Origin of the sequence: Streptomyces sp. NPDC087440 (assembly GCF_044744005.1) — a bacterium.
Taxonomy (GTDB): Bacteria; Actinomycetota; Actinomycetes; order Streptomycetales; family Streptomycetaceae; genus Streptomyces.
This window is the reverse complement of sequence record NZ_JBIUXN010000004.1, coordinates 368,247-388,170: the sequence shown is the minus strand read 5'-3', so window position 1 is coordinate 388,170 and position 19,924 is coordinate 368,247. Positions and strand designations below refer to the sequence as shown.

Genomic DNA, 19,924 nt, shown 5'->3' with positions numbered 1-19,924 from the left:
TGCTTGTCAGCAACGGTCTCCTGCAATTCCATGTTCTCGACGCACAGGAACACATACGGCCGACTGCCTTCTGCGGAACGGCAGTTGACGCCGTACGAGCGACGGAACGAGGAAATCATGGCCCAGGTGGACCAGGCGAACCGGCCCAGCGGCACGGACACCGTACCGATGCACGACGAACACGTCCGCACCATCTTCGGAATCCTGCACGGGGAAAAGACGGCCGATCTCCTCCTGCGGAATCTGCACATTCTGGATGTCCACAGCGAGACGGTGTTCGAGGGCTCCATCCTGGTCCACGGACAGCGCATCATCGCCCTGAATCCCGACGAGTCGATCGTACGGACCCGCGAAGTCTTCGACGGCCAGGGCCTGTACGCGATTCCCGGACTCATCGACGCACACCTGCACTTCGACGCCCAACTCGCCCACCCCGCCGCTTTCGGCGAAGCAATCGTCCCCAGCGGTACGACGACGATATTCGCCGAAACCCTGGATTTCGCGAGCGCGGCCGGCGACGAGGCGATCGAGGCGGCCCGGGCCCTCTTCAAGGACCACGAGAAACTCCCGTACCGGATCTACGCCTTCGCCCCCGGCAAGAAGACCTCGGTCGAGGTGACCGAGGCCATGCTGGAGATGGACCCGGTGATCGGTCTCGGCGAGCTCGCCCACCTCTCGTACATGACGGGCAACGACGACGACTTCCGCCGCTCCGCCCTCGGCCGTGCCAACGGCGGCTGGGTGAACAGCCATTGGGGCGTCACCGCACTCTCGGACATGCTCCTCAACTACATGCCCGCGATCGGCGCGCACAACAACCACGACGTCTGGAACGAGGACGACATCGAGCGGAGCGTCCGCTACGGCCTGAACACCCAGATCAAATTCGGCGTCGGCAGCCCCGAGGTCATCAAGACGATGCTGCGCGCCATCGTCAAGCGCCGCTGGCCCGCCGAGAACTTCCAGCTCTGCGCGGACAACATCTCCGTCGACCGCGTCCTGACCAAGGGCCACATCGACTGGGTGATCTCCCTGGCCGTCGAGATGGGCATGAACCCCCTCCACGCCATCAAGATGGGCACCCTCTACGCCGCCCGGTCCTTCGGCATGGACAACGAGTTCGGCTCCCTCGCCCCCGGCCGCTACGCCGACATCGTCCTCACCGACAGCCTCTCCACCATCAACCCCCGGTACGTCTTCAAGGGCGGCCAACTCGTCGCCCAGGACCGCAAGCTGCTCACCACCACCTCCGACCTCGACTACTCCGGCATGGTCAAGCAGCCCCACCCGGGCCTCACCGACCTCACCCCCGCCCAGCTGGACCTCACCCCGATCGAGATCTCGGCCGACGGCAGCCGCGCCAAGGTCCTCCTCTTCGACGTCTACGGCCGCGGCCACCTCAAGTTCGCCCAGGAGATCTGGGTCCCCTTCCGCGACGGACGCGTCGTGCCCGAGGCGGACGGCACCCCCCTCAACCGGATCTCCGTCGTCCAGCGCTACGCGAAGGACGGCGAACGCCACGTCGTCAACGGCCTCTTCAAGGGCGTCTCGATCTCCCGCGGTGCGGTCTCCACCTTCTGGCCCGCGCCGTACCCCTACTTCGTCGTCGTCGGCTCCGACAGCACCGAGATGCACGCCAACCTCACCCGGCTGGACACCCGCGTCGGCGGCTGCCTGGTCACCGAGGACGGCCGCCCCCGGGCCGAACTGGACCTGCCCATCTACGGCGTCATGGCCGACACGGACCTCACGGGCCTGGTCACCGCCACCCGTGACATCGACGCGGCCCTGGCCGACCTCGGCCACCACAACGAGGGCGAGCCGGTCGTCAACAAGCTCCTGACCCTCTTCATCTCCCTCGACCGCTTCGGGTTCATGGTCTGACGACCGCTTCCCGTCCGGTCAGTAGCCACAGGAGAAGCCCGTGTTGCAGAACGAAGCGGAAACAGGAGTCGTCGACACCGGAAGCCTGACGCGACGGTGGATCACCTACGCCGCCGGAATCTACCTGCTGACGTTCGGTGTCAGCCTGGCCATCAGGGCCGGCATCGGCATCTCACCGCAGAGCAGCCTCACCCGCACCATGACCCTGGTGTTCCCCGGGATGAGCCAGGGGACGTTCAACTTCCTCCTCGAACTCCTCATGCTCCTCCTCACCTACCTGGCCATGCCGAAGGCCTTCAAGCTCAGGAACTTCCTCTCCCTGATCCCGGCCCTCGCCCTGGCCTCCTTCCTCGACCTGAACCTCAAGCTGACGCAGTGGATCGCACCGGACGCCTACGCCGCCAAGTTCGCCCTGCTGGTCCTCGCGGACGCGACGCTCGCCTTCGGCCTCTTCCTGATGATCCGCGCCAACCTCGTCCTCATGCCGGTCGACATGTTCGTCAACACCGTCTTCCACCGCACCGGCTGGAAGTGGGGCAACCTCAAGACGTCCTTCGACTGCACCCTGCTGCTCATCTCGGCCGCCGTCGGCCTGCTCTGCCTCGGCTCCCCGCACTTCATCCGCGAGGGCACCATCATCAACGGCATCCTCGTCGGCCAGTACATCCGCCTCTACTTCTTCCTCTTCCAGCGCTTCTCTCCTCAACCCGACCGGGCGTGACCCCGCTGCCCGACCCCCGAAAATGCCCCGGGCCCCGTGCACTCAGTGCACGGGACCCGGGGCGTTTCCGGTTCCGACGTTGAAGCGGAACACCGGAACCGGATTTTGGCCAGCCGAATGCCGGAGCAGCGGTGTAGATCCAGCCAGGATCCAGCTGCCGGGAACGGTGGAGCGACCAGCCGCCCCCGGCCGCTGCCGCGCCCTCCAGTAGCAGGACTCCCAACGAGAACGACACCATTCAGTGCTACCGTTTGGTGTCGTTTGTTTCGCTGAGAGGAGTTGTGGATGTCCCGGACAATGATCGACCTGGACGACGAGATGGTCGCGCAGGCCAAGGAGATATACGGCACGAAGACCAAGGCGGCCGCCGTGCGTGCGGCTGTGGAGGATGCCGTGAAGCGCCGTCTCCGTCAGCAGTTCATCGACGCCGTCAAGTCGGGTGAACTCGACTTCGGTGAGATCGTCGAGAACACGAAGGTGACGGACCCCGACCGGGGCACGAGGGCAGTCTGAGTGAGCGCTCCGTTCCTGGTCGACAAGTCCGCCCTCGCCCGCTGGCACCTGCCCCTGGTCGCGGCAATCCTCGATCCGCTGCACGAGCGAGGACTGCTGGCGATCTGCCCTGCCGTCGAGTACGAACTCATATACAGCATTCGCGGAAAGAGCGAGGCCCCCGCCGTCGCGGCGTGGCTCCGGGGCTTCGACTACCTCTATGGCGACGACCGGGTCTTCGATCGCGCCCTGGAGATTCAGCGTGCCGCTGTCGAGCGCGGCTTCCACCGCGCACTGTCCCTCCCGGACCTGCTCGTCGCCGCGACTGCCGAACTGAGCGGCGCAATCGTCCTCCACCACGACGCCGACTACGACATGATCGTCGGCATCACCGGGCAGCGCTGCCAGTGGGTCGTGGAGCCGGGAACAGCCGACTGACGCACGGCACTTCGTCGTTGTGCCCCACGCGCGAGTAGAGGTCTCCGCCGTTGTGGCCTGGCTGCCAGCAACCCGCGGCCCGTCATTGAGTGAACCGGCGGGGGCGGGCAAACCCGTGCGGCGCGGCTGCGTCGCACGGCGTGATGCCGCACGCGGGCAGCGAGGCCGACCGCCCCCTCCCGGCCGCAGAATGCCACCACCCACGAAGATCAGTGGTCACTCGGACGGTTGGTCAGTGGCAGTCAGCCGGATGGTCGGCGCGCACCTCAATTGCCGGGCACTGCGGACACTTATCGGCTACGCCGTGAAATTAGCGCACTAATTTGACGATCGGGATGCAATGTGGGTAGCTTTCGGGCTTGCGTGGGCCGAGTGGCGGCCTAGCTCGCCGAAAAGGATGCTATCTGTGGCCATCACTGTCGACTCGTCGCGCCTCTCCCTGGTGCGTGAGGAGTCCACCTACCTTGCGCTCCGCACTAGCCAGGGCGGCCGGATCGTTTACACGACGCGCATCCCGCTCGCGGACCTCTCAACCATCCTCACCATCCCTGACCCGGCCAAGCCCGACCCGGATAACCGCAAGGTGGACATCAACCATGCCAAGGGATTCGGCCAGTATCTCGCCGATAACCCCGGCTGGGTGGCCCCGACGCTCCTCATCCGAGACACCGGCGGCTGTCGCTTCGAGCCGATCAGTGAAGATGGCTCGGTCGGCTACCTCACCGTCCCGTGGTCCATCGGCGGCATCGGTCGCCTGATCACGATCGACGGCCAGCACCGCATCCTCGGGGTCCACCTGGAAAAGAAGCGCATTACGGACGAGGTTTCCCGCATCGACCGGGAGATCCACCGTGCCAACGAGGCCAAGCGGGCGAAGCTGGAGCAGGAACGCGAGGCCATGATCGCCCGAATGCAACGGCTCAAGGACGAGTTCGTCGGCATCGACATCTACGTGGAGCCCGACGGTGTCAGTGGCCAACAGATGTTCGTCGATGTCGCGGACAACGCCAAGGGCATTTCCGGTGCTGTACGGGCACGCTTCGACACCTCACGCATCGCCAACCGCACACTCACGGATATCGTCCAGCACCCCCTCTTCCTGGGCAAGGTTGACGTCGAACGGGACCGGATGACCCTGACCAACCGCAACTTGATGGGCGCCAAGCACGTCGCCGATATCACGCGGGCCGTCATCGCTGGTCCTGGTGGCCGCGTCAGCAAGAAGGTCGAGTCACTCACCGACAACGAAGTCATCGAGAGCGTCCGCGGCTTCCTGGATGTCATCTCCGTCGCCTTCACCGCGCTCGCGGAGATCACCGAAGAGGACGTGGACAATTACGACCCTTCGCTCTCGGACAAGAAGAAGAACGAGATGCCTGCGCCCCCCACCAAGGCCATGCAACTGCGCGAGTCTTCTCTCCTGGGTTCAGTGGGCATGCTCCGCGTCTTGGGTGGCGTCTACCGAAATCTGCGGGAGGACGGAGCCGAGGACGGTGACGTCCAGGAGTTCTTCAAGCGGCTTGACCGGCACATGGTCGCCCCAGTCACCGAGGACAGCATCTGGCGCACTACGGCCGCGAACGCGGACTTCGAGCCGAACGCCTCCGCCCCGATCATGCGTCAGCAGAACGTCGTGCACCTGACCAAGGTGATCACGGACTGGTACAAGAAGGCCCCGGCCGCTATCTGATCCACCAGCAACGCCGGAGCCTCCTCCCAGTCTTATGCGGAGGGGGCTCGTTGCGTGCCCCCTCGATCCGCACTACTGGGCCCGAATGCCGCGCCTGGTACGTGCGTGAACGTCGTCTGCTACGCGGTGGCGGATGTGCCTCACGTGGCCGTCGGGACCGTCGGGGATCGCGCCTGCGGTGGTGTGGCTGCGGACTACCTAGCGAGTGTAGAGAGATCCACGCAGCACGAGGGCGGGAGCAAGGTTCGGCAGGGCCAGAGATCGGTGCCGATCGAAACGCCCCCGCAGCGAACTTCGATCGATCGTGTAGACCCAGTCGGTTGGGCGGGGCCGCACTGGGTCGATGTCGGCCCAGTGCGTGCTGCGCATCAGCATGGATGCCAAATCGGCCCCGGTGGCCACGCTGTTCGCATCGAAGCCGACGTGGGGGGAGCGTGAGAGTGATCCGTGATGTGCTTCTTCGGGAGAGGTGGATACGACCGCCTCAGACCAGAGCCGAGCTCCGGCGCGGGCCGCCTCGTAGATCTGGGTATGTTGCGACTTGCCTGAACGCCGTTGAAGGTGCAACTGAGTCTGCTTCATGCGGAGTTGTGGCCGACCGCTCTATAGTCGCGACTGTAGCGATTGGCTGTGATGAAGTGTCTGGCCGCCTTCTCCAGGAGGAAGAATGGACCCGCAGATCGTCGCCATTGCCGGTACGGCCGGAACAGCCATCGTGACCGCGATGGCCACGGACAGCTGGGAACGGGCGCGCGAGGGGGTTGTCACGGTATGGCGTCGCTTCCGCCCCGAGGCGGCCGATACGGTCGTCCAAGACTTCGACAGCGCGCGTGACACCCTCGCCGACGCACTTCGTGACGAAGACCATCAGACAGAGTCCGCTCTGGTTTCCGCCTGGCAGGGCCATGCCCTCTCCCTGCTTCTCGCTCAACCTGGGGCAGCCGAGGCGATACGGGAGCTGTCCGACGTGCTCTGCGCCGAAGCGGCCCGCGAAGACCGCCCCCGGATAAGCCTGCATGCCTCCGCAACAGGCCACGGGCGCATCTATCAGGCGGGACGCGACCAGCAGATCACTGAGCGATGAGCGATGAGCCCTGAGCCTCACGAGTCCGAGGAATCATGGCTCCTGTATGGGAGCGCCTCGGACCAAGCGTCCGTGACGCAAGCCGGCCGTGACCAGTACATCGAGCATCATTACCACTTCACTGGGACGTATTCCCCGGAGGATGGTGCAGGTCCCAGCGATGATGACGCAGACGAGGACGACGGCGGCGACTACGGTTACACGTACACGGTCGGGCCGTGGTATACCCCCCTCACCTACGTGCTCTTCCTCCTCGCACCTCTTCCGCTGCTCATCGGAGGAACCAGCCTGCAGATGGTCTTCAAGGCGGATCCCGGGCCGTCGGTCTGGTGGGAGATCGTCTACGCGGTCTGCGTGATGGGCGTCAGCCTCTACCTTGAGTACCGCATACTCTTCCAGGCTCTCGCCCGAACCCCGTGGTCGTACGGCACCGAACGGGTCGCAGCGGTACTCCATTTCCTAGCCGCAGCCGCCCTGTTCATCTACGCGCTCAGCCGCGACCCCATGAACGCTGGCTCTGTCGGACGCCTCGCCCTGGACTTCGCCGAGATCCTGGGCCCGCTGTAGTACCAGCCTGTGCGACGGCACCCGGCCGACGGTACCTGGAAGCGCGGTGTGAGATAGCGAGTAGGAGATCCTCGCCGGGCAGACGTATGCAGATTGGGGCACCTGCCTGGTGTCGGTATGGGGCCTGTCCCGGTCCGTCGGAACAGAACTCGGCCCGGCCGCTACCAGACTTTCGACCTGTGGAACGGCGGGTCGGCGACCGGCTGTTCACGCGGGGTCCAGCGGGCTGCCGGGGGTTCCTGGCGTCCCGCTGGGCGGAGTGCCCGGCCGTAGGGCGTTCTGCATGATCGTGCGGCAGCGGTCCCAGGAGGCGGGGACGAGGTGTCCGTAGACGTCGACGGTGGTCTTGATGGAGCAGTGGCCGAGCCAGCGGAGACCTCGTGGAGGGGGGTGCCGTGGGCGAGGGCGGTGGAGGCGAAGAAGCGCCGTAGGCCGTGGGGGGTGTACTTGGGTCTGCCGTCGGGCTTGGTGATGCATGCGTCTTTGAGGGCTTTGCGGAAATGGTGGCTGTAGGTGTTGGCGGTGGGCATGATTCCCTTGCCGCGTTCGCGCGGGGCGAAGAGGGCCTGGATGTCGCCGACCGCCGTGGTGCCCCAGTCGCGCAGATGGGTGTCGATCTCTTCGGCGAGGAAGGCTGGGGTGGGGACGTCGCGGTACCTACCTTCGGCCCGGTGCTTGAGTGGGATGAACCGGGTGATGCAGTCATCGCGGTGCGCTTTGGTACTGACCTGTCGGCGGATGCGGGCGAAGCCGTCGCGGTGGCAGTCGGCGGGGAAGGCGAGGGTCTCGCTGATGCGCAGGCCGAGTCCGGCCTGTAGGTAGATCGTGAGCCGGTACTGCGGGGAGATCTTTTTTGCGATGAGGTTGCTCTACAACAACTTGTACCGGGTCGATGATCAAGTGTTGGTGGATGCCCACGTTTGGGGCGTGAATGCCTACGCGGCCCTTGTGGCACCTTCGCCGGGCGGAGGGTGGCCGGATGTTCGACGGGTACGCGGGCAGCTTCGACGCAGTGTGGGCAACCGGCCAGGAGGTCACCTGATGGCACGGACTGAGTTCTACGACGATCCCGATGCACCTGAGCCGAACAGTCTCGTGGTGGCGGTCTCTGCTGTGGTCACGGATGACCAGGGCCGCATCCTGCTACAGCGGCGCTCTGACTCTGGTCTGTGGGCTCTGCCGGGTGGTGGCATAGAGATGACGGACTCCCTACCGGGGACGGCCGTCCGGGAGGTGAAGGAAGAGACCGGCCTAGACGTGGAGATCACGGGTCTCGTCGGCACGTACACCGACCCCCGGCATGTCATCGCGTACACCGATGGGGAGGTACGCCGACAGTTCAACGTGTGCTTTCGGGCCCGACTTGTCGGCGGGACCCTCGCTATCTCGGATGAGTCGACAGAGCTTCGCTGGGTTGCCCCTGCGGACGTCGAGAAGCTGGACATGCATCACACGCAACGGCTCAGGCTGCAGCACGCGACGGAGTGGCGGGAAGCCCCGTACCTGGGCTGAGTGCCTGTCAGGTGGGTCACCACCAAGTCACCACCAGGGCCTGTAAGACGCAGAAACGGCCCGAACCACTCCGAAGAGTAGCCGGGCCGTTAGTGCTCTGACCTGGGAGTTTGTTCCTATCTACCTGGGGCGATAGAAGCCCCCGGATTCAGGGCTACACGTTGAAGCGGAACTCCACCACGTCGCCGTCCTGCATGACGTACTCCTTGCCCTCCATGCGGGCCTTGCCCTTGGCGCGGGCCTCGGCGACGGAGCCGGTTTCGACCAGGTCGGCGAAGGAGATGATCTCGGCCTTGATGAAGCCCTTCTGGAAGTCGGTGTGGATGACACCGGCCGCCTCGGGGGCCGTGGCGCCCTGGGGGATCGTCCAGGCGCGGGTCTCCTTGGGGCCTGCCGTGAGGTAGGTCTGGAGGCCGAGGGTCGCGAAGCCGACGCGGCCGAGGGTGGCGAGGCCGGGCTCTTCCTGGCCCATGGACTGGAGGAGTTCCAGGGCCTCGTCGTCGTCGAGCTCGATGAGCTCGGACTCGATCTTGGCGTTGAGGAAGATGGCCTCGGCGGGGGCGACCAGGGCGCGCTGCTCGTTCTTGAAGTCCTCGTCGACCAGCTCGTCCTCGTCCACGTTGAAGACGTAGAGGAAGGGCTTGGTGGTGAGGAGGTGCAGCTCGTGGAGGAGGTCGCCCTGCTCGGTTCCCTTGGTGATGCCGGCGGAGAAGAGGGTTTCGCCGGATTCCAGGATCTTCTGGGCCTTCTCGACGGCCGCGAGGACGGCGACCTTCTCCTTCTGGAGGCGGGACTCCTTCGTGAGGCGGGGGACCGCCTTCTCGACGGACTGCAGGTCGGCGAGGATCAGCTCGGTGTTGATCGTCTCGATGTCGTCCTTGGGGGACACCTTGCCGTCGACGTGGACGACGTTCTCGTCCTTGAAGGCGCGGATGACCTGGCAGATCGCGTCGGACTCGCGGATGTTCGCGAGGAACTTGTTGCCCAGGCCCTCGCCCTCCGAGGCGCCGCGGACGATGCCCGCGATGTCGACGAAGTCGACCGTGGCCGGGAGGATCTTCTGGGAGTCGAAGATCCCGGCGAGGACCGTCAGGCGTGGGTCCGGGACGCCGACGACGCCCACGTTCGGCTCGATGGTGGCGAACGGGTAGTTGGCCGCCAGCACGTCGTTCTTGGTCAGGGCGTTGAACAGGGTCGACTTGCCGACATTCGGCAGACCGACGATTCCGATCGTGAGCGACACGTTGGCGACTTCCCGTAGCGGAGAGAGGAGAGCTGGTTGCGGCCCGGGGCGGGCCGACCGATCTCCCAGTTTACGGGCGGGTGGGCAGGGGTGTCGTACGGGGAGGAGAGCGGGAGGGGAGGGGGAGGAGCGGGGGAGGAGGTGCCCGGGGGGTGGTCGGGGTGTGTGGATGCGTCGAACTCAGTGCCAAGGTCGGCCAAAGGGCGTGTCCAAGCCCGGAATCCGCCAGTCCGGCGACCTACGTTGGTCCGGTGGAGCAACCCAGGACCCGACCCCGTCCCCCGCAGCGCAGGCCGCACGTCGCCGCGCAGGGGGTCACAGCCGAGACCTCGGCCGTTTACCGGAGTGCCGGGGGAGGCAGGACCGCGCGGCCCGTCGCGCCCGTGGTCCTCGCGCTGCGCAGGCTGCCCAACCCCCGGCTGACCGGGCTCGGCGGCGGGCTCTTCGCCGTGGCGGCCATGGTGCTGGTGGGGATCCTGGACCAGGTGCTGGTGGGCGGCTCGCCCGTCGTGTACGGGGTGCTGTTCCTGCCGGTCAGCCTGTTGACGGCGCTGTGGGTGCGGCCTGCCGACCTGGTGACCGCGCCGATCAGCGTGCCGATCGCCTTCGCGTGCGGTCTGGTGCCCATCGCCGGGGGATCGGACGGGTTCGGGAGCCGGCTGATGGCCGTCGTCACCGCGCTGGCCGTCCATGCCGGATGGCTGTACGGGGGGACGCTCGTCGCCGGCCTGGTCGCCAGCGTCCGCAAGGTGCGGCGGATGGCGCGCAGGCAGGCGGAGCGGGCCGCCGCGGCCGTCGCCCCCGCCGCCGTACGACCGCAGACACCGGCGCGGGCGGGCGCCGGCGGTGGCGGCGTACGACGGCAGCGGCCGCGCGCCGAGTAGCCGGGGCCGAGCAGCCGGGGGCGCGGGGGGCGCAGGCGCGCTCAGCGTTTGGCGGCGGCCATGGCGGCTCCGACGATTCCCGCGTTGTTCTGCAACTGGGCCGGGACGATCTCCGCGCGGATGCCCTCGATCAGCGGGAGGAACTTCTCGGCCTTGCGGCTGACGCCGCCGCCGATGATGAAGAGGGACGGGGAGAAGAGCATCTCCACGTGCGCCAGGTACTTCGTCACGCGCTTGGCCCAGTGTTCCCAGCTCAGGTCCTCGTCCTCCTTGGCCTTCGTGGAGGCGTGCTTCTCGGCGTCCTGGCCGTGCAGCTCCAGATGGCCCAGTTCGGTGTTGGGGACCAGCTTGCCGTCGAGGAAGAGGGCGGAGCCGATGCCCGTACCGAAGGTGAGCAGGAAGACCGTGCCCTTGCGGCCCGCGCCCGCGCCGAAGGTCATCTCGGCGACGCCCGCGGCGTCCGCGTCGTTCAGCACGGTGACCCGCGTGCCCAGGCGTTCGCAGAGCAGGTCCTGCGCGTTCAGGTCCACCCAGCCCTTGTCGACGTTGGCGGCCGTGCGGGTGATGCCGTCCGTGACGACGCCCGGGAAGGTGATCCCGACCGGGCCCGACCAGCCGAAGTTGTCGACGACTTCCTTGACGCCGTCGATCACGCTGTCCGGCGTCGCGGGATGCGGGGTCAGTACCTTGTGCCGCGGCTCGGCAAGGTCGCCCCGCTCCAGGTCCACGGGAGCACCCTTGATGCCCGAACCGCCGATGTCCACTCCGAACACGTTCATGGACACCACGGTACGACGCACCACCGACAGTGGTGCGTCGTCACGCTGCGAGAGCCCTACTTGCTGCCCAGTGCCGCGGCCTCCGCGCGCAGGTCGCGGCGGAGCTCCTTGGGGAGGGAGAAGGTGATCGACTCGTCGGCGGTCTTGACCGTCTCGACGTCCGCGTAGCCGCGCTCGGCCAGCCATTCCAGTACGCCGTCGACCAGGACGTCGGGGACGGAGGCGCCGGAGGTCAGGCCGACCGTGGTGACGCCCTCCAGCCAGGCCTCGTCGATCTCGGAGGCGAAGTCCACCAGGTGGGCGGCGGGCGCACCGGCGTCCAGGGCGACCTCGACCATCCGGATCGAGTTCGAGGAGTTCTTGGAGCCCACGACGATGACCAGCTCGGCGTCCTCGGCCAGCTTCTTCACCGCGATCTGGCGGTTCTGGGTGGCGTAGCAGATGTCGTCGCTGGGCGGGGAGAGGAGGTTGGGGAACTTCGACTTCAGGGCGTCGACCGTCTCCATCGTCTCGTCGACGGAGAGCGTGGTCTGGGAGAGCCAGACGACCTTCGACTCGTCGCGCACGGTGACGTTGGCGACGTCCTCGGGACCGTCGACCAGGGTGATGTGGTCGGGGGCCTCGCCGGAGGTGCCGATGACCTCTTCGTGGCCCTCGTGGCCGATCAGGAGGATGTCGTAGTCGTCCTTGGCGTAGCGGACGGCCTCCTTGTGCACCTTGGTGACCAGGGGGCAGGTCGCGTCGATGGTGGCGAGGTTGCGCTCGGCGGCCTCGGCGTGGACGGTCGGGGCGACGCCGTGCGCGGAGAACATCACGATGGAGCCCTCGGGGACCTCCGCCGTCTGCTCGACGAAGATCGCGCCCTTCTTCTCCAGGGTCTGCACGACGTACTTGTTGTGGACGATCTCGTGCCGGACGTAGATCGGCGCACCGTACTGCTCCAGGGCCTTCTCGACGGCGATGACGGCGCGGTCCACGCCCGCGCAGTAGCCACGGGGGGCGGCAAGCAGGACACGGCGGGCGGAGGTGGAAGTCATGTCTCCCATCGTAAGGCCGTGCTCAAGAGGCTAAAGATCGCGCTCGGGGCAACACTGGGAGGGTTGATCGACATGCGTACGGAGGAACGATGGCGGGGAGTGCTGACGGGGCGACAGTGACGGCGGGGGAGGGGACGGGGCTGAAGAGGAGCCTCGGGTTCCGGGACCTGGTCGTGTACGGGCTGCTGTTCATCGCGCCCATGGCCCCGGTCGGCGTCTTCGGCACCCTCGACGCCAAGTCGCACGGCTCCGTCGCGCTCGTCTACCTCGTCGCGACGGTGGCCATGGGGTTCACCGCTTTCAGTTACGCGCAGATGGTGCGGGTCGTCCCGAGGGCCGGTTCCGTCTTCGCGTACGCGCGGGCCGCGCTGGGGGAGGGGCCGGGGTTCGTCGCCGGGTGGATGGCGATGCTGGACTACCTGCTGATCCCGGCGGTGGCGTACCTGTTCTCCGGGATCGCGCTGCACGCACTGGTGCCGTCGGTGTCGCAGTGGGTGTGGACGGCGCTGGCGGTCGTGGTGACCACCGCCCTCAACATGTGGGGCGTGCGCACGGCCGCCAAGGTCGGCTTCGCCGTGCTGGCGCTGGAGATCGCCGTGCTGGTGGTGTTCGTGGTGGCCGCCCTGGTGGTGCTCGTACGGGACGGGGCGCACCGGGACTGGCTGTCGCCGCTCACCGGCGACGGGTCGATGGGCTCCTTCTCGCTCGCGGCGGTGCTGGGGGCGGTGTCGGTGGCCGTGCTGTCGTACCTGGGCTTCGACGCCATCGCCTCCTTCGCGGAGGAGGTGACCGGGGGTTCGGCGAAGGTGGCCAGGGCGGTGCTGCTGTGCCTGGCGATGGTGGGTGTGCTCTTTGTCGTACAGACGTATCTGGTGGCACTTCTGTCACCGGTGTCGGCGGCTGATCTGGCGGCCGATCCGTCGCAACAGGGGACTGCTTTCTACAACGCCGTCGACGGGTCGGTCGGGCAGTGGCTGCACGACCTGGTCGCGGTGAGCAAGGCGATCGGGGCGGCCTTCGCGGCGCTCGCGGGACAGGCGGCGGCCGGGCGGCTGCTGTTCGCGATGGCCCGGGAGCGGCGGCTGCCGAAGCTGCTGGCCCGGGTGGACGAGAAGTCCGGGGTGCCGAGGGTGGCGCTCGGGCTCGCGGCCGCGGTGACGCTGGTGGCGGCCGTGTGGGCGGCGTCGCGGGGTGACGGGATGGACCACCTGGTGTCGGTCGTCGACATCGGTGCGCTGACCGCGTTCGTGCTGCTGCACGCGTCGGTGGTGGGCTGGTTCGCCGTACGGAGGATGGAGGGGCCGCCGGTGTGGGGGAAGCACCTGGTGGTGCCGGTGCTGGGTGCGGTGATCGCGGTGGCGGTCATCGTGGAGGCCAGCCGGACCGCGCAGGTGGTGGGGGTGGTGTGGCTGCTGGTGGGATTGATGGTGCTGGTCGCCCAGCGGGGGCGGCGGGCGGGGGTCGATGTCGGACCCTCCCGTTAGCCTCGGGACATGGCTCTCAATACGTCAGCGGACGCGCCTTTGCCGGTCGGGCAGGTTTCCCGGTTGATCGGGGGATGGATCGACCGGCTCGGCGCCGTGTGGGTCGAGGGACAGATCACGCAGTTGTCGCGGCGGCCGGGGGCGGGGGTCGTCTTCCTGACGCTGCGCGATCCGTCGAACGACATCTCGGTGGCGGTGACCTGCTACCGGCAGGTCTTCGACGCGGTGGCCGACGTGGTCGCGGAGGGCGCCCGGGTCGTCGTCCACGCGAAACCGGAGTGGTACGCGCCGCGTGGACAGCTGTCGCTGGGGGCGAGCGAGATCAAGCCGGTCGGCATCGGGGAGCTGCTGGCGCGGCTGGAGCAGCTGAAGAAGTCGCTGGCGGCGGAGGGGCTCTTCGCGCTGGACCGGAAGCGGAGTCTGCCGTTCCTGCCGCAGTTGATCGGGCTGGTGACCGGGCGTGCGAGCGCCGCCGAGCGGGACGTGCTGGAGAACGCGCGGCGGCGCTGGCCCGCGGTGCGCTTCGAGGTGCGCAACGTCGCGGTGCAGGGGGTGCACGCGGTGCCGCAGGTCGTCCAGGCCGTGAAGGAGCTGGACGCGCTGCCCGAGGTGGACGTGATCATCGTGGCGCGGGGCGGGGGGAGCGTGGAGGACCTGCTGCCGTTCTCCGACGAGTCGTTGGTGAGGGCGGTGGGGGAGGCGCGGACGCCCGTCGTCTCCGCCATCGGGCATGAGCCGGATTCACCGTTGCTGGATCTGGTGGCGGACGTGCGGGCGTCGACGCCGACGGACGCGGCGAAGAAGGTGGTGCCCGACGTGGGGGAGGAACTCGACCGGGTGCAGGGGCTGCGCGACCGGGCGCTGCGGACGGTGCAGGGGCTGCTGGACCGGGAGGAACGGGGGCTGGCGTACGCACTGGCCCGGCCGGTGATGGAGCGGCCGCAGCGGATGGTCGAGGACCGGGAGGACGAGGTGGACGCGCTCGTGGCGCGCAGCCGTCGCACGCTGAGGCATCTGCTGGACCGGGCGGACTCCGAGCTGTCGCACACGCGGGCGCGGGTGGTGTCGCTGTCGCCCGCGGCGACGTTGGAGCGGGGGTATGCGGTGTTGCAGAAGGGGGACGGGGCCGTGGTGCGGTCTGCGGAGGATGTGGGGGAGGGGGACGTGCTGCGGGCGAGGGTGGCGGAGGGGGAGTTCGAGGTGCGTGTCGCTGGTGGGGGTGGCCGGTGAACCGCGTCTGAGTCGGAGTTGTCGGACCTCGTACATAGGGTGGAACGCATGGCCAAGACGGATGAAGCGGCGACGGCATCGGGTGCCGAGGTCGGGTACGAGCAGGCGCGGGACGAGCTGATCGAGGTGGTGCGGCGGCTGGAGGCGGGGGGCACGTCGCTGGAGGAGTCGCTGGCGTTGTGGGAGCGGGGGGAGGCGTTGGCGAAGGTGTGCAGGGGGTGGTTGGAGGGGGCCAGGGCGCGGTTGAACGCGGCGTTGGAGGCGGAGGGGGAGTAGGTCCCTGCGGGGCGGCTGTCGTGGCCCTGGGCTTGTTGGGTCCTCCGTGCTCTTGGGGGACAGCACGTGCCGTCCGCTGGTTGCGCCTCTCTGCTCCGGCCCCTCTCCGCCGAACCTGCTTGGGGCAACGCCCCGCTTTTCCCTTAGCCCTGTTGGGCTCTGCCTTCTCCTCCGCCCCCTCGGGCTCCGCCCCCTCCCCAGCCCTCTCGGGCTCCGCCCCCTCCCCAGCCCCCTCGGGCTCCGCCCCCTCCCCAGCCCCCTGAGGCTCCGCCCCCCCCACCCTCCCCCGTAGCCCCCTTGGGCGGCGGGGCCGCCCCCCGGGGGCGGGACGGGCGGGCAAGGGGGCGGCCCCTCCCGCTCCCGGCCCACCCGGGTGCCGCCCCTGGCCCAGCCCTGGTACCGGGTGCGCGTCCAAAGGGGCCCTGGCCCGCCCCCGTGCCGGGCACGTCAGCCCCGTCCGGCTCGGGCAGGAGAGGCCCCGGACCCGCCCCTTTCCCTAAAGCGCTCGCCGCGCGGCTGCCCAGGGTTCCCGTGCGGGAGCGTCGTGGCTGGTCGCGCAGTTCCCCGCGCCCCTGACGGGGCGCCCGGCGCGGCGGAGCCGCACGTGCAGCACAGCGCCGCGCCCCTGGTAGGGGCGTTTTCGGAGAGGTGGGGAAGTTGGGGGTGGGGTTTTTGTTATGGCGGGGGGTGGGGGCGGTCTCCTGGGTGTGGAGCAAGATGCGTGTGCGTGCGGCGCGTGCGTGTGCGTAGACGCGTATCGGGCAAACCGGCGGAGAAGGGGCGGGGAACCGTGAACAGGGAACACGGAGTCGCGAGGGTTCTTGCCGCGCAGAGTGGGGACCCCCAGGCGCAGGACGCCCTCGTCGCCGCGTATCTGCCGCTCGTGTACAACATCGTGGGCCGGGCCCTGCACGGGCGGCCCGCGGATGTTGACGACGTGGTGCAGGAGACCATGCTGCGAGCCCTGGACGGGCTGCCCGGCCTGCGGATACCCGAGGGCTTTCGGTCGTGGCTGGTGGCCATCGCCATGAACGAGGTGCGCCGGTACTGGCAGCGGGGGCAGGTGGAGAGCGGGCCGGTGGAGCGGGAGGTCGCCGATCCGGCGGCCGATTTTGTCGGGTTGACCCTGGTGCGCATGGGGCTGTCGGGGCAGCGCAGGGAGACCGTCGAGGCGACGCGCTGGCTCGATGACGACGACCGGGCGCTGTTGTCGCTGTGGTGGCTGGAGGCCGCGGGGGAGCTGACCCGGGCCGAGGTGGCGACCGCGTTGGAGTTGCCGCCCGACCACACCGCCGTCCGCGTGCAGCGCATGAAGGCGCAGTTGGAGACGTCCCGGGTGGTGGTGCGGGCGTTGGCCGCCGTGCCCCTGTGCGGGGTGCTGCGGGACGTGGTCGGGGCGTGGGACGGCGTTCCCTCCGCGCTGTGGCGCAAGCGGATCGCCCGGCACGCCAAGGAGTGCCCCGCCTGTTCCGGGCACCGTGCCGGGCTGGTGCCCGCCGAGGGGCTGCTCGCCGGGTTCGGGCTCGTCCCGGTGGGGGCCGCACTGGCCGCCGCCGTGAGTTCCGCCGTGCAGCGGGGGAGCGGCGGGGGCGGGTTCGTACCGGTCGGGTACGGGACGCAAGCGGGACAAGCAGGACAAGCAGGGCAAGCGGGAGAGGCCCCGATGGTCGGGGCGTACACATCAGAGCAGGGGACGCAGGAGCACGACGTGGCGTACGGCGACGCAGCAGACGGTCAGCAGCACAGCGGCAGCATCCCGCACCAGCCCTCCCGGGCCGAGCGGCGGCAGCGGGAGCGCACCCGCAGGAAGCGGCAGGTCGTGGGCGGCGTTGTCGTGCTGGCGGTGATAGGCGGGGGGTTCGGGGCGTTCCGGATGTTCTCCGGCGGGGAGCAGGGCGGTGCCAGTACGAGCGTCGCCGACGCCCCGCGGACCGGTGCGCCGGTCGTACCGGCCGACCCCGCCACCAGCCCCGCCGTACCGACCCCCACCCCCACCGCTTCGGCCAGTGCCACCGCCAAGCCCAGGCCGACGAAGACCGCCGTCACCAAGCCGCCCCGGCCCAGCAGGAGTTCGTCGAAGCCCGCGCCGCCGCCGAAGCCGCCCCGTACCACCAGGCCCGCCCCGCCCGCACCGCCCGCCGGACCCGCGCAGGAGGTCGTGCGGCTGCTCAACGCCGAGCGGGCCAAGGCCGGTTGCTCGGCGCTGAGCACCAACTCCCAGCTCCGTACGGCCGCCCAGCGGCACTCCGCGGACATGGTCGCCCGCGGCTTCTTCGACCACACCAACCCCGACGGCGACGGCCCCGGCGAGCGCGTCACCGCCGCCGGGTACCGATGGTCGACGTACGGCGAGAACATCGCGGCGGGTCAGCAGACCCCCGCCGCCGTCATGGAGGCCTGGATGAACAGTTCCGGGCACCGCGCCAACATCCTCAACTGCGCCTTCAAGGAAGTCGGGATCGGGATCGCCGACAACCACTGGACCCAGGTGTTCGGGGCCCGGTAGTCCCCGGGCGGATCAGCGGGGGAGCAGGCCGTTCAGGTCGCCGTACGGGATGGCGTCCTTCACCGCGTCGTACGTTCCCTGCTCCAGCAGCTCGCGGGTCGCCCGGCGGGCCACCGCGTACGCCGCGGCCGCCACGTCCGAGCCCAGGCTGATCCGCGCCACGCCCAGCTCCGCCAGCTCGGCGACGCTCGGGGCGCCCGGGCCCACCAGGACGTTCAGCGGGGCGTCGACGGCGGCGACCAGCGCGGCGACCGTCTCCGGGTCGGTCACTCCGGGGACGAAGAGGCCGGACGCGCCCGCGTCCAGGTACGCCCGCATCCGCCCGATCGTCTCCTGGAGGCGGCCGGACTCCTCGCCGAGCCCGAAGAGGAACGTGTCGATGCGGGCGTTGAGGTAGAGGGGGACGCCGGTCTTGTCGGCGGCGGCCCGCGCGGCGGCGATCCGGGCGGTCTGCTCCGCCGGGGCGCGGTTGCCGTCCTCCAGGTTGACGCCGACCGCGCCCGCCTCGATCACCTTCGTGACGGTCTCGCCGACGCCCTCGGCGGTCTCGGCGAACCCGCCCTCGATGTCGGCCGTCACCGGGACCTTCACCGCCGCCGCGACCCGGCGGACCAGCTCCAGCGCGCGGCCTTGGTCCAGTACTTCGCCGTCCGGCGCCCCCAGGCTCCACGCGACACCGGCGCTGGTGGTCGCCACGGCGGGCGAACCGGCGTCCTCGATCACCAGGGCGCTGGCGACGTCCCAGGCGTTGGCGAGCAGGAGCGGGGTGCCGGGGCGGCGGTGGAGGGAGTGGAGGAGGGTGGCCTTGTCGTGCTGCGTCGTCGTCATGGGGACAGTGCATCAGGTCGGGGTGGGGCAGGGCTGGCGGATTTCCGACATGGCCGTAGGAAGTTTTCCGACACGGCCCCCGGGGTTTTCCGGCGCGGCCGCCGGGTGGTGTCCTGTGTGACCGCCCGGTGTCCTTCGAGCCGCCTGCCGGGTGGCTTCCGCCGCGCCTGTCAGGTGTTTCGTACGATGCCCGGCTTGTCCGCGGAGTGCCGTCGCCGAGCCCCCGGCACGTACGATGCGCCGGGCACCCCCGCGCCCGCCACCCCCCCCCCGCACCGCCGACGAGGAGCACCGTACCGATGGCGATACCGCCGCCGCCCGAGCAGCCCTGGAACCCGCCCCAGGAGCCGACCCCCCAGGGTCCGCCGCCCCACCAGGCGTACGGGCAGTCCCCCTACGGGCAGGCCCCGGGAACGTACGGGCAGGCCCCGGGCTCGTACGGACAGTCCCCGTACGCGGCCCAGCCCTACGGCATCGGTCCCTACGGCATGCCGCCCGCGCCGCCGGCCACCAACGGGCTCGCCATCGCCTCGCTGATCACCGGCATCGTGTGCTGCCTGCCGCCGCTCGGCCTGGTCCTCGGCCTCGTCGCGCTGTCGCAGATCAAGAAGCGCGGCGACAGCGGCAAGGGGATGGCGATCGCGGGCATCGTGCTGTCCTGCCTGAGCATCGTGCTCACCCTGGTGATGATCTTCACCGGCGGGTTCAGCGCGTTCATGCGGGGCGTGGAGAAGGGGGCGAACGGGACCAGCCGTTCCGTCACGGACCTCCGGGTCGGGCAGTGCTTCAACTCCTCCGACGGTTCGCTGGAGGGCACCACGTACGACGTGGACGTCGTCGGCTGCGAGGAGGAGCACGACGCCGAGGTGTTCGGCACCTTCGACCTGGCGGACTCGCGCACGTACCCCGGCGACGAGAAGATCAGCACCATCGCCGACAAGCGCTGCGCCACCGCGCAGGAGACCTACACCGGCGGCTCCGAGATCGACACGGACTTCTACTACCTGATGCCCGACGAGCCCGGCTGGCGGCTCGGCGACCGGGGCGTCACCTGCGTCTTCGGCAACGAGTCAGGCGAGAAGCTCACCGGCTCGCTGCGCGGCGGCGGAACCGGCGGAACCGGCGGCACGGGTGGGCCGGACGGGAGCAGTGGTACGGGCGGGAGCGGCGGCACCGGTGGGGACACCGGGGGCACCGGGAACAGCGAGAGCGCCGGGACGGGTGCGAAGGAAGAGGTGTAACGCCCTCGCCCCCTTACCCAAGGGAACA

The 19,924-nt window shown here is 69.1% G+C and carries 19 protein-coding genes and 1 pseudogene; 16 read left to right on the top strand and 4 right to left on the bottom strand.

The genetic code is table 11. The features are described from left to right. The first annotated feature begins 117 nt into the window (after positions 1-117). The 10 genes and pseudogenes from ACIO3O_RS12815 to ACIO3O_RS12770 all read left to right on the top strand — a co-directional run bounded on the left by ACIO3O_RS12815 (position 118) and on the right by ACIO3O_RS12770 (position 8,388). Positions 118-1,884 (top strand): amidohydrolase family protein, encoded by a 1,767-nt coding sequence (locus tag ACIO3O_RS12815; protein ID WP_401744869.1) that lies wholly within the window; start codon positions 118-120, stop codon positions 1,882-1,884. 40 nt (positions 1,885-1,924) lie between these two features. After that, positions 1,925-2,605, top strand: coding sequence for a YitT family protein (locus tag ACIO3O_RS12810; RefSeq protein ID WP_401744868.1), 681 nt, complete (start codon positions 1,925-1,927; stop codon positions 2,603-2,605). A gap of 285 nt (positions 2,606-2,890) precedes the next feature. Next, the gene (locus tag ACIO3O_RS12805) at positions 2,891-3,118 is read left to right on the top strand and encodes a type II toxin-antitoxin system VapB family antitoxin (protein ID WP_401744867.1); all 228 of its coding nucleotides are present in this window, start codon (positions 2,891-2,893) and stop codon (positions 3,116-3,118) included. After that, positions 3,119-3,535, top strand: a complete 417-nt coding sequence (locus tag ACIO3O_RS12800; RefSeq protein WP_401744866.1) for a PIN domain nuclease — start codon at positions 3,119-3,121, stop codon at positions 3,533-3,535. A gap of 406 nt (positions 3,536-3,941) precedes the next feature. Further along, positions 3,942-5,225 (top strand): DNA sulfur modification protein DndB, encoded by a 1,284-nt coding sequence (locus tag ACIO3O_RS12795; protein WP_401744865.1) that lies wholly within the window; start codon positions 3,942-3,944, stop codon positions 5,223-5,225. A 667-nt stretch (positions 5,226-5,892) separates the two neighbouring features. Then, the gene (locus ACIO3O_RS12790; RefSeq protein WP_401744864.1) at positions 5,893-6,309 is read left to right on the top strand and encodes a hypothetical protein; all 417 of its coding nucleotides are present in this window, start codon (positions 5,893-5,895) and stop codon (positions 6,307-6,309) included. Between the two features lie 72 nt (positions 6,310-6,381). Beyond that, positions 6,382-6,876 carry a hypothetical protein gene (locus ACIO3O_RS12785; protein ID WP_401744863.1) on the top strand — a complete coding sequence of 165 codons (495 nt, stop codon included), beginning with the start codon at positions 6,382-6,384 and terminating at the stop codon, positions 6,874-6,876. A 605-nt stretch (positions 6,877-7,481) separates the two neighbouring features. Beyond that, on the top strand, positions 7,482-7,694 hold the full coding sequence (locus ACIO3O_RS12780; protein WP_401744862.1) for a hypothetical protein: 213 nt from the start codon (positions 7,482-7,484) through the stop codon (positions 7,692-7,694). 49 nt (positions 7,695-7,743) lie between these two features. After that, positions 7,744-7,918: pseudogene (locus tag ACIO3O_RS12775) on the top strand (XRE family transcriptional regulator); the annotation flags it as partial. Continuing rightward, a complete protein-coding gene (locus tag ACIO3O_RS12770) occupies positions 7,918-8,388 on the top strand; it encodes an NUDIX domain-containing protein (RefSeq protein ID WP_401744861.1) in 471 nt (156 codons plus the stop codon). The pseudogene ACIO3O_RS12775 and the gene ACIO3O_RS12770, both read left to right, overlap by 1 nt. 154 nt (positions 8,389-8,542) lie before the next feature. Here the strand turns inward: ACIO3O_RS12770 and ychF are convergent, their stop codons facing one another. Then, positions 8,543-9,631 carry a redox-regulated ATPase YchF gene (gene ychF / locus ACIO3O_RS12765; protein ID WP_401744860.1) on the bottom strand — a complete coding sequence of 363 codons (1,089 nt, stop codon included), beginning with the start codon at positions 9,629-9,631 and terminating at the stop codon, positions 8,543-8,545. 251 nt (positions 9,632-9,882) lie between these two features. On the opposite strand from ychF, the gene ACIO3O_RS12760 reads away from it, so the two are divergent. Then, entirely contained in the window at positions 9,883-10,515 is a 633-nt protein-coding gene (locus tag ACIO3O_RS12760; RefSeq protein WP_401744859.1) for a DUF6542 domain-containing protein, read from the top strand. Positions 10,516-10,556: 41 nt separating this feature from the next. On the opposite strand, the gene ppgK is transcribed toward ACIO3O_RS12760, so the two are convergent. Together ppgK and ACIO3O_RS12750 are read right to left on the bottom strand one after the other, a co-directional pair. Then, positions 10,557-11,294 carry a polyphosphate--glucose phosphotransferase gene (gene ppgK / locus ACIO3O_RS12755; RefSeq protein WP_401744858.1) on the bottom strand — a complete coding sequence of 246 codons (738 nt, stop codon included), beginning with the start codon at positions 11,292-11,294 and terminating at the stop codon, positions 10,557-10,559. A 56-nt stretch (positions 11,295-11,350) separates the two neighbouring features. After that, positions 11,351-12,340: a 4-hydroxy-3-methylbut-2-enyl diphosphate reductase gene (locus ACIO3O_RS12750; RefSeq protein ID WP_401744857.1), complete on the bottom strand. Its 990-nt coding sequence runs from the start codon at positions 12,338-12,340 to the stop codon at positions 11,351-11,353. An 80-nt stretch (positions 12,341-12,420) separates the two neighbouring features. On the opposite strand from ACIO3O_RS12750, the gene ACIO3O_RS12745 reads away from it, so the two are divergent. The 4 genes from ACIO3O_RS12745 (at position 12,421) to ACIO3O_RS12730 (ending at position 17,827) form a co-directional block, all read left to right on the top strand. Then, positions 12,421-13,815: an APC family permease gene (locus ACIO3O_RS12745; protein ID WP_401744856.1), complete on the top strand. Its 1,395-nt coding sequence runs from the start codon at positions 12,421-12,423 to the stop codon at positions 13,813-13,815. Between the two features lie 9 nt (positions 13,816-13,824). After that, on the top strand, positions 13,825-15,045 hold the full coding sequence (xseA, locus tag ACIO3O_RS12740; RefSeq protein WP_401744855.1) for an exodeoxyribonuclease VII large subunit: 1,221 nt from the start codon (positions 13,825-13,827) through the stop codon (positions 15,043-15,045). A gap of 48 nt (positions 15,046-15,093) precedes the next feature. Further along, complete coding sequence (locus tag ACIO3O_RS12735) at positions 15,094-15,321, top strand: exodeoxyribonuclease VII small subunit (RefSeq protein WP_401744854.1); 228 nt, start codon at positions 15,094-15,096, stop codon at positions 15,319-15,321. A gap of 790 nt (positions 15,322-16,111) precedes the next feature. Further along, the gene (locus ACIO3O_RS12730; protein WP_401744853.1) at positions 16,112-17,827 is read left to right on the top strand and encodes a sigma-70 family RNA polymerase sigma factor; all 1,716 of its coding nucleotides are present in this window, start codon (positions 16,112-16,114) and stop codon (positions 17,825-17,827) included. Between the two features lie 12 nt (positions 17,828-17,839). On the opposite strand, the gene ACIO3O_RS12725 is transcribed toward ACIO3O_RS12730, so the two are convergent. Then, positions 17,840-18,655 carry an isocitrate lyase/phosphoenolpyruvate mutase family protein gene (locus tag ACIO3O_RS12725; protein WP_401744852.1) on the bottom strand — a complete coding sequence of 272 codons (816 nt, stop codon included), beginning with the start codon at positions 18,653-18,655 and terminating at the stop codon, positions 17,840-17,842. A 299-nt stretch (positions 18,656-18,954) separates the two neighbouring features. On the opposite strand from ACIO3O_RS12725, the gene ACIO3O_RS12720 reads away from it, so the two are divergent. After that, positions 18,955-19,896 (top strand): DUF4190 domain-containing protein, encoded by a 942-nt coding sequence (locus ACIO3O_RS12720; RefSeq protein WP_401744851.1) that lies wholly within the window; start codon positions 18,955-18,957, stop codon positions 19,894-19,896. Positions 19,897-19,924 lie beyond the last annotated feature (28 nt).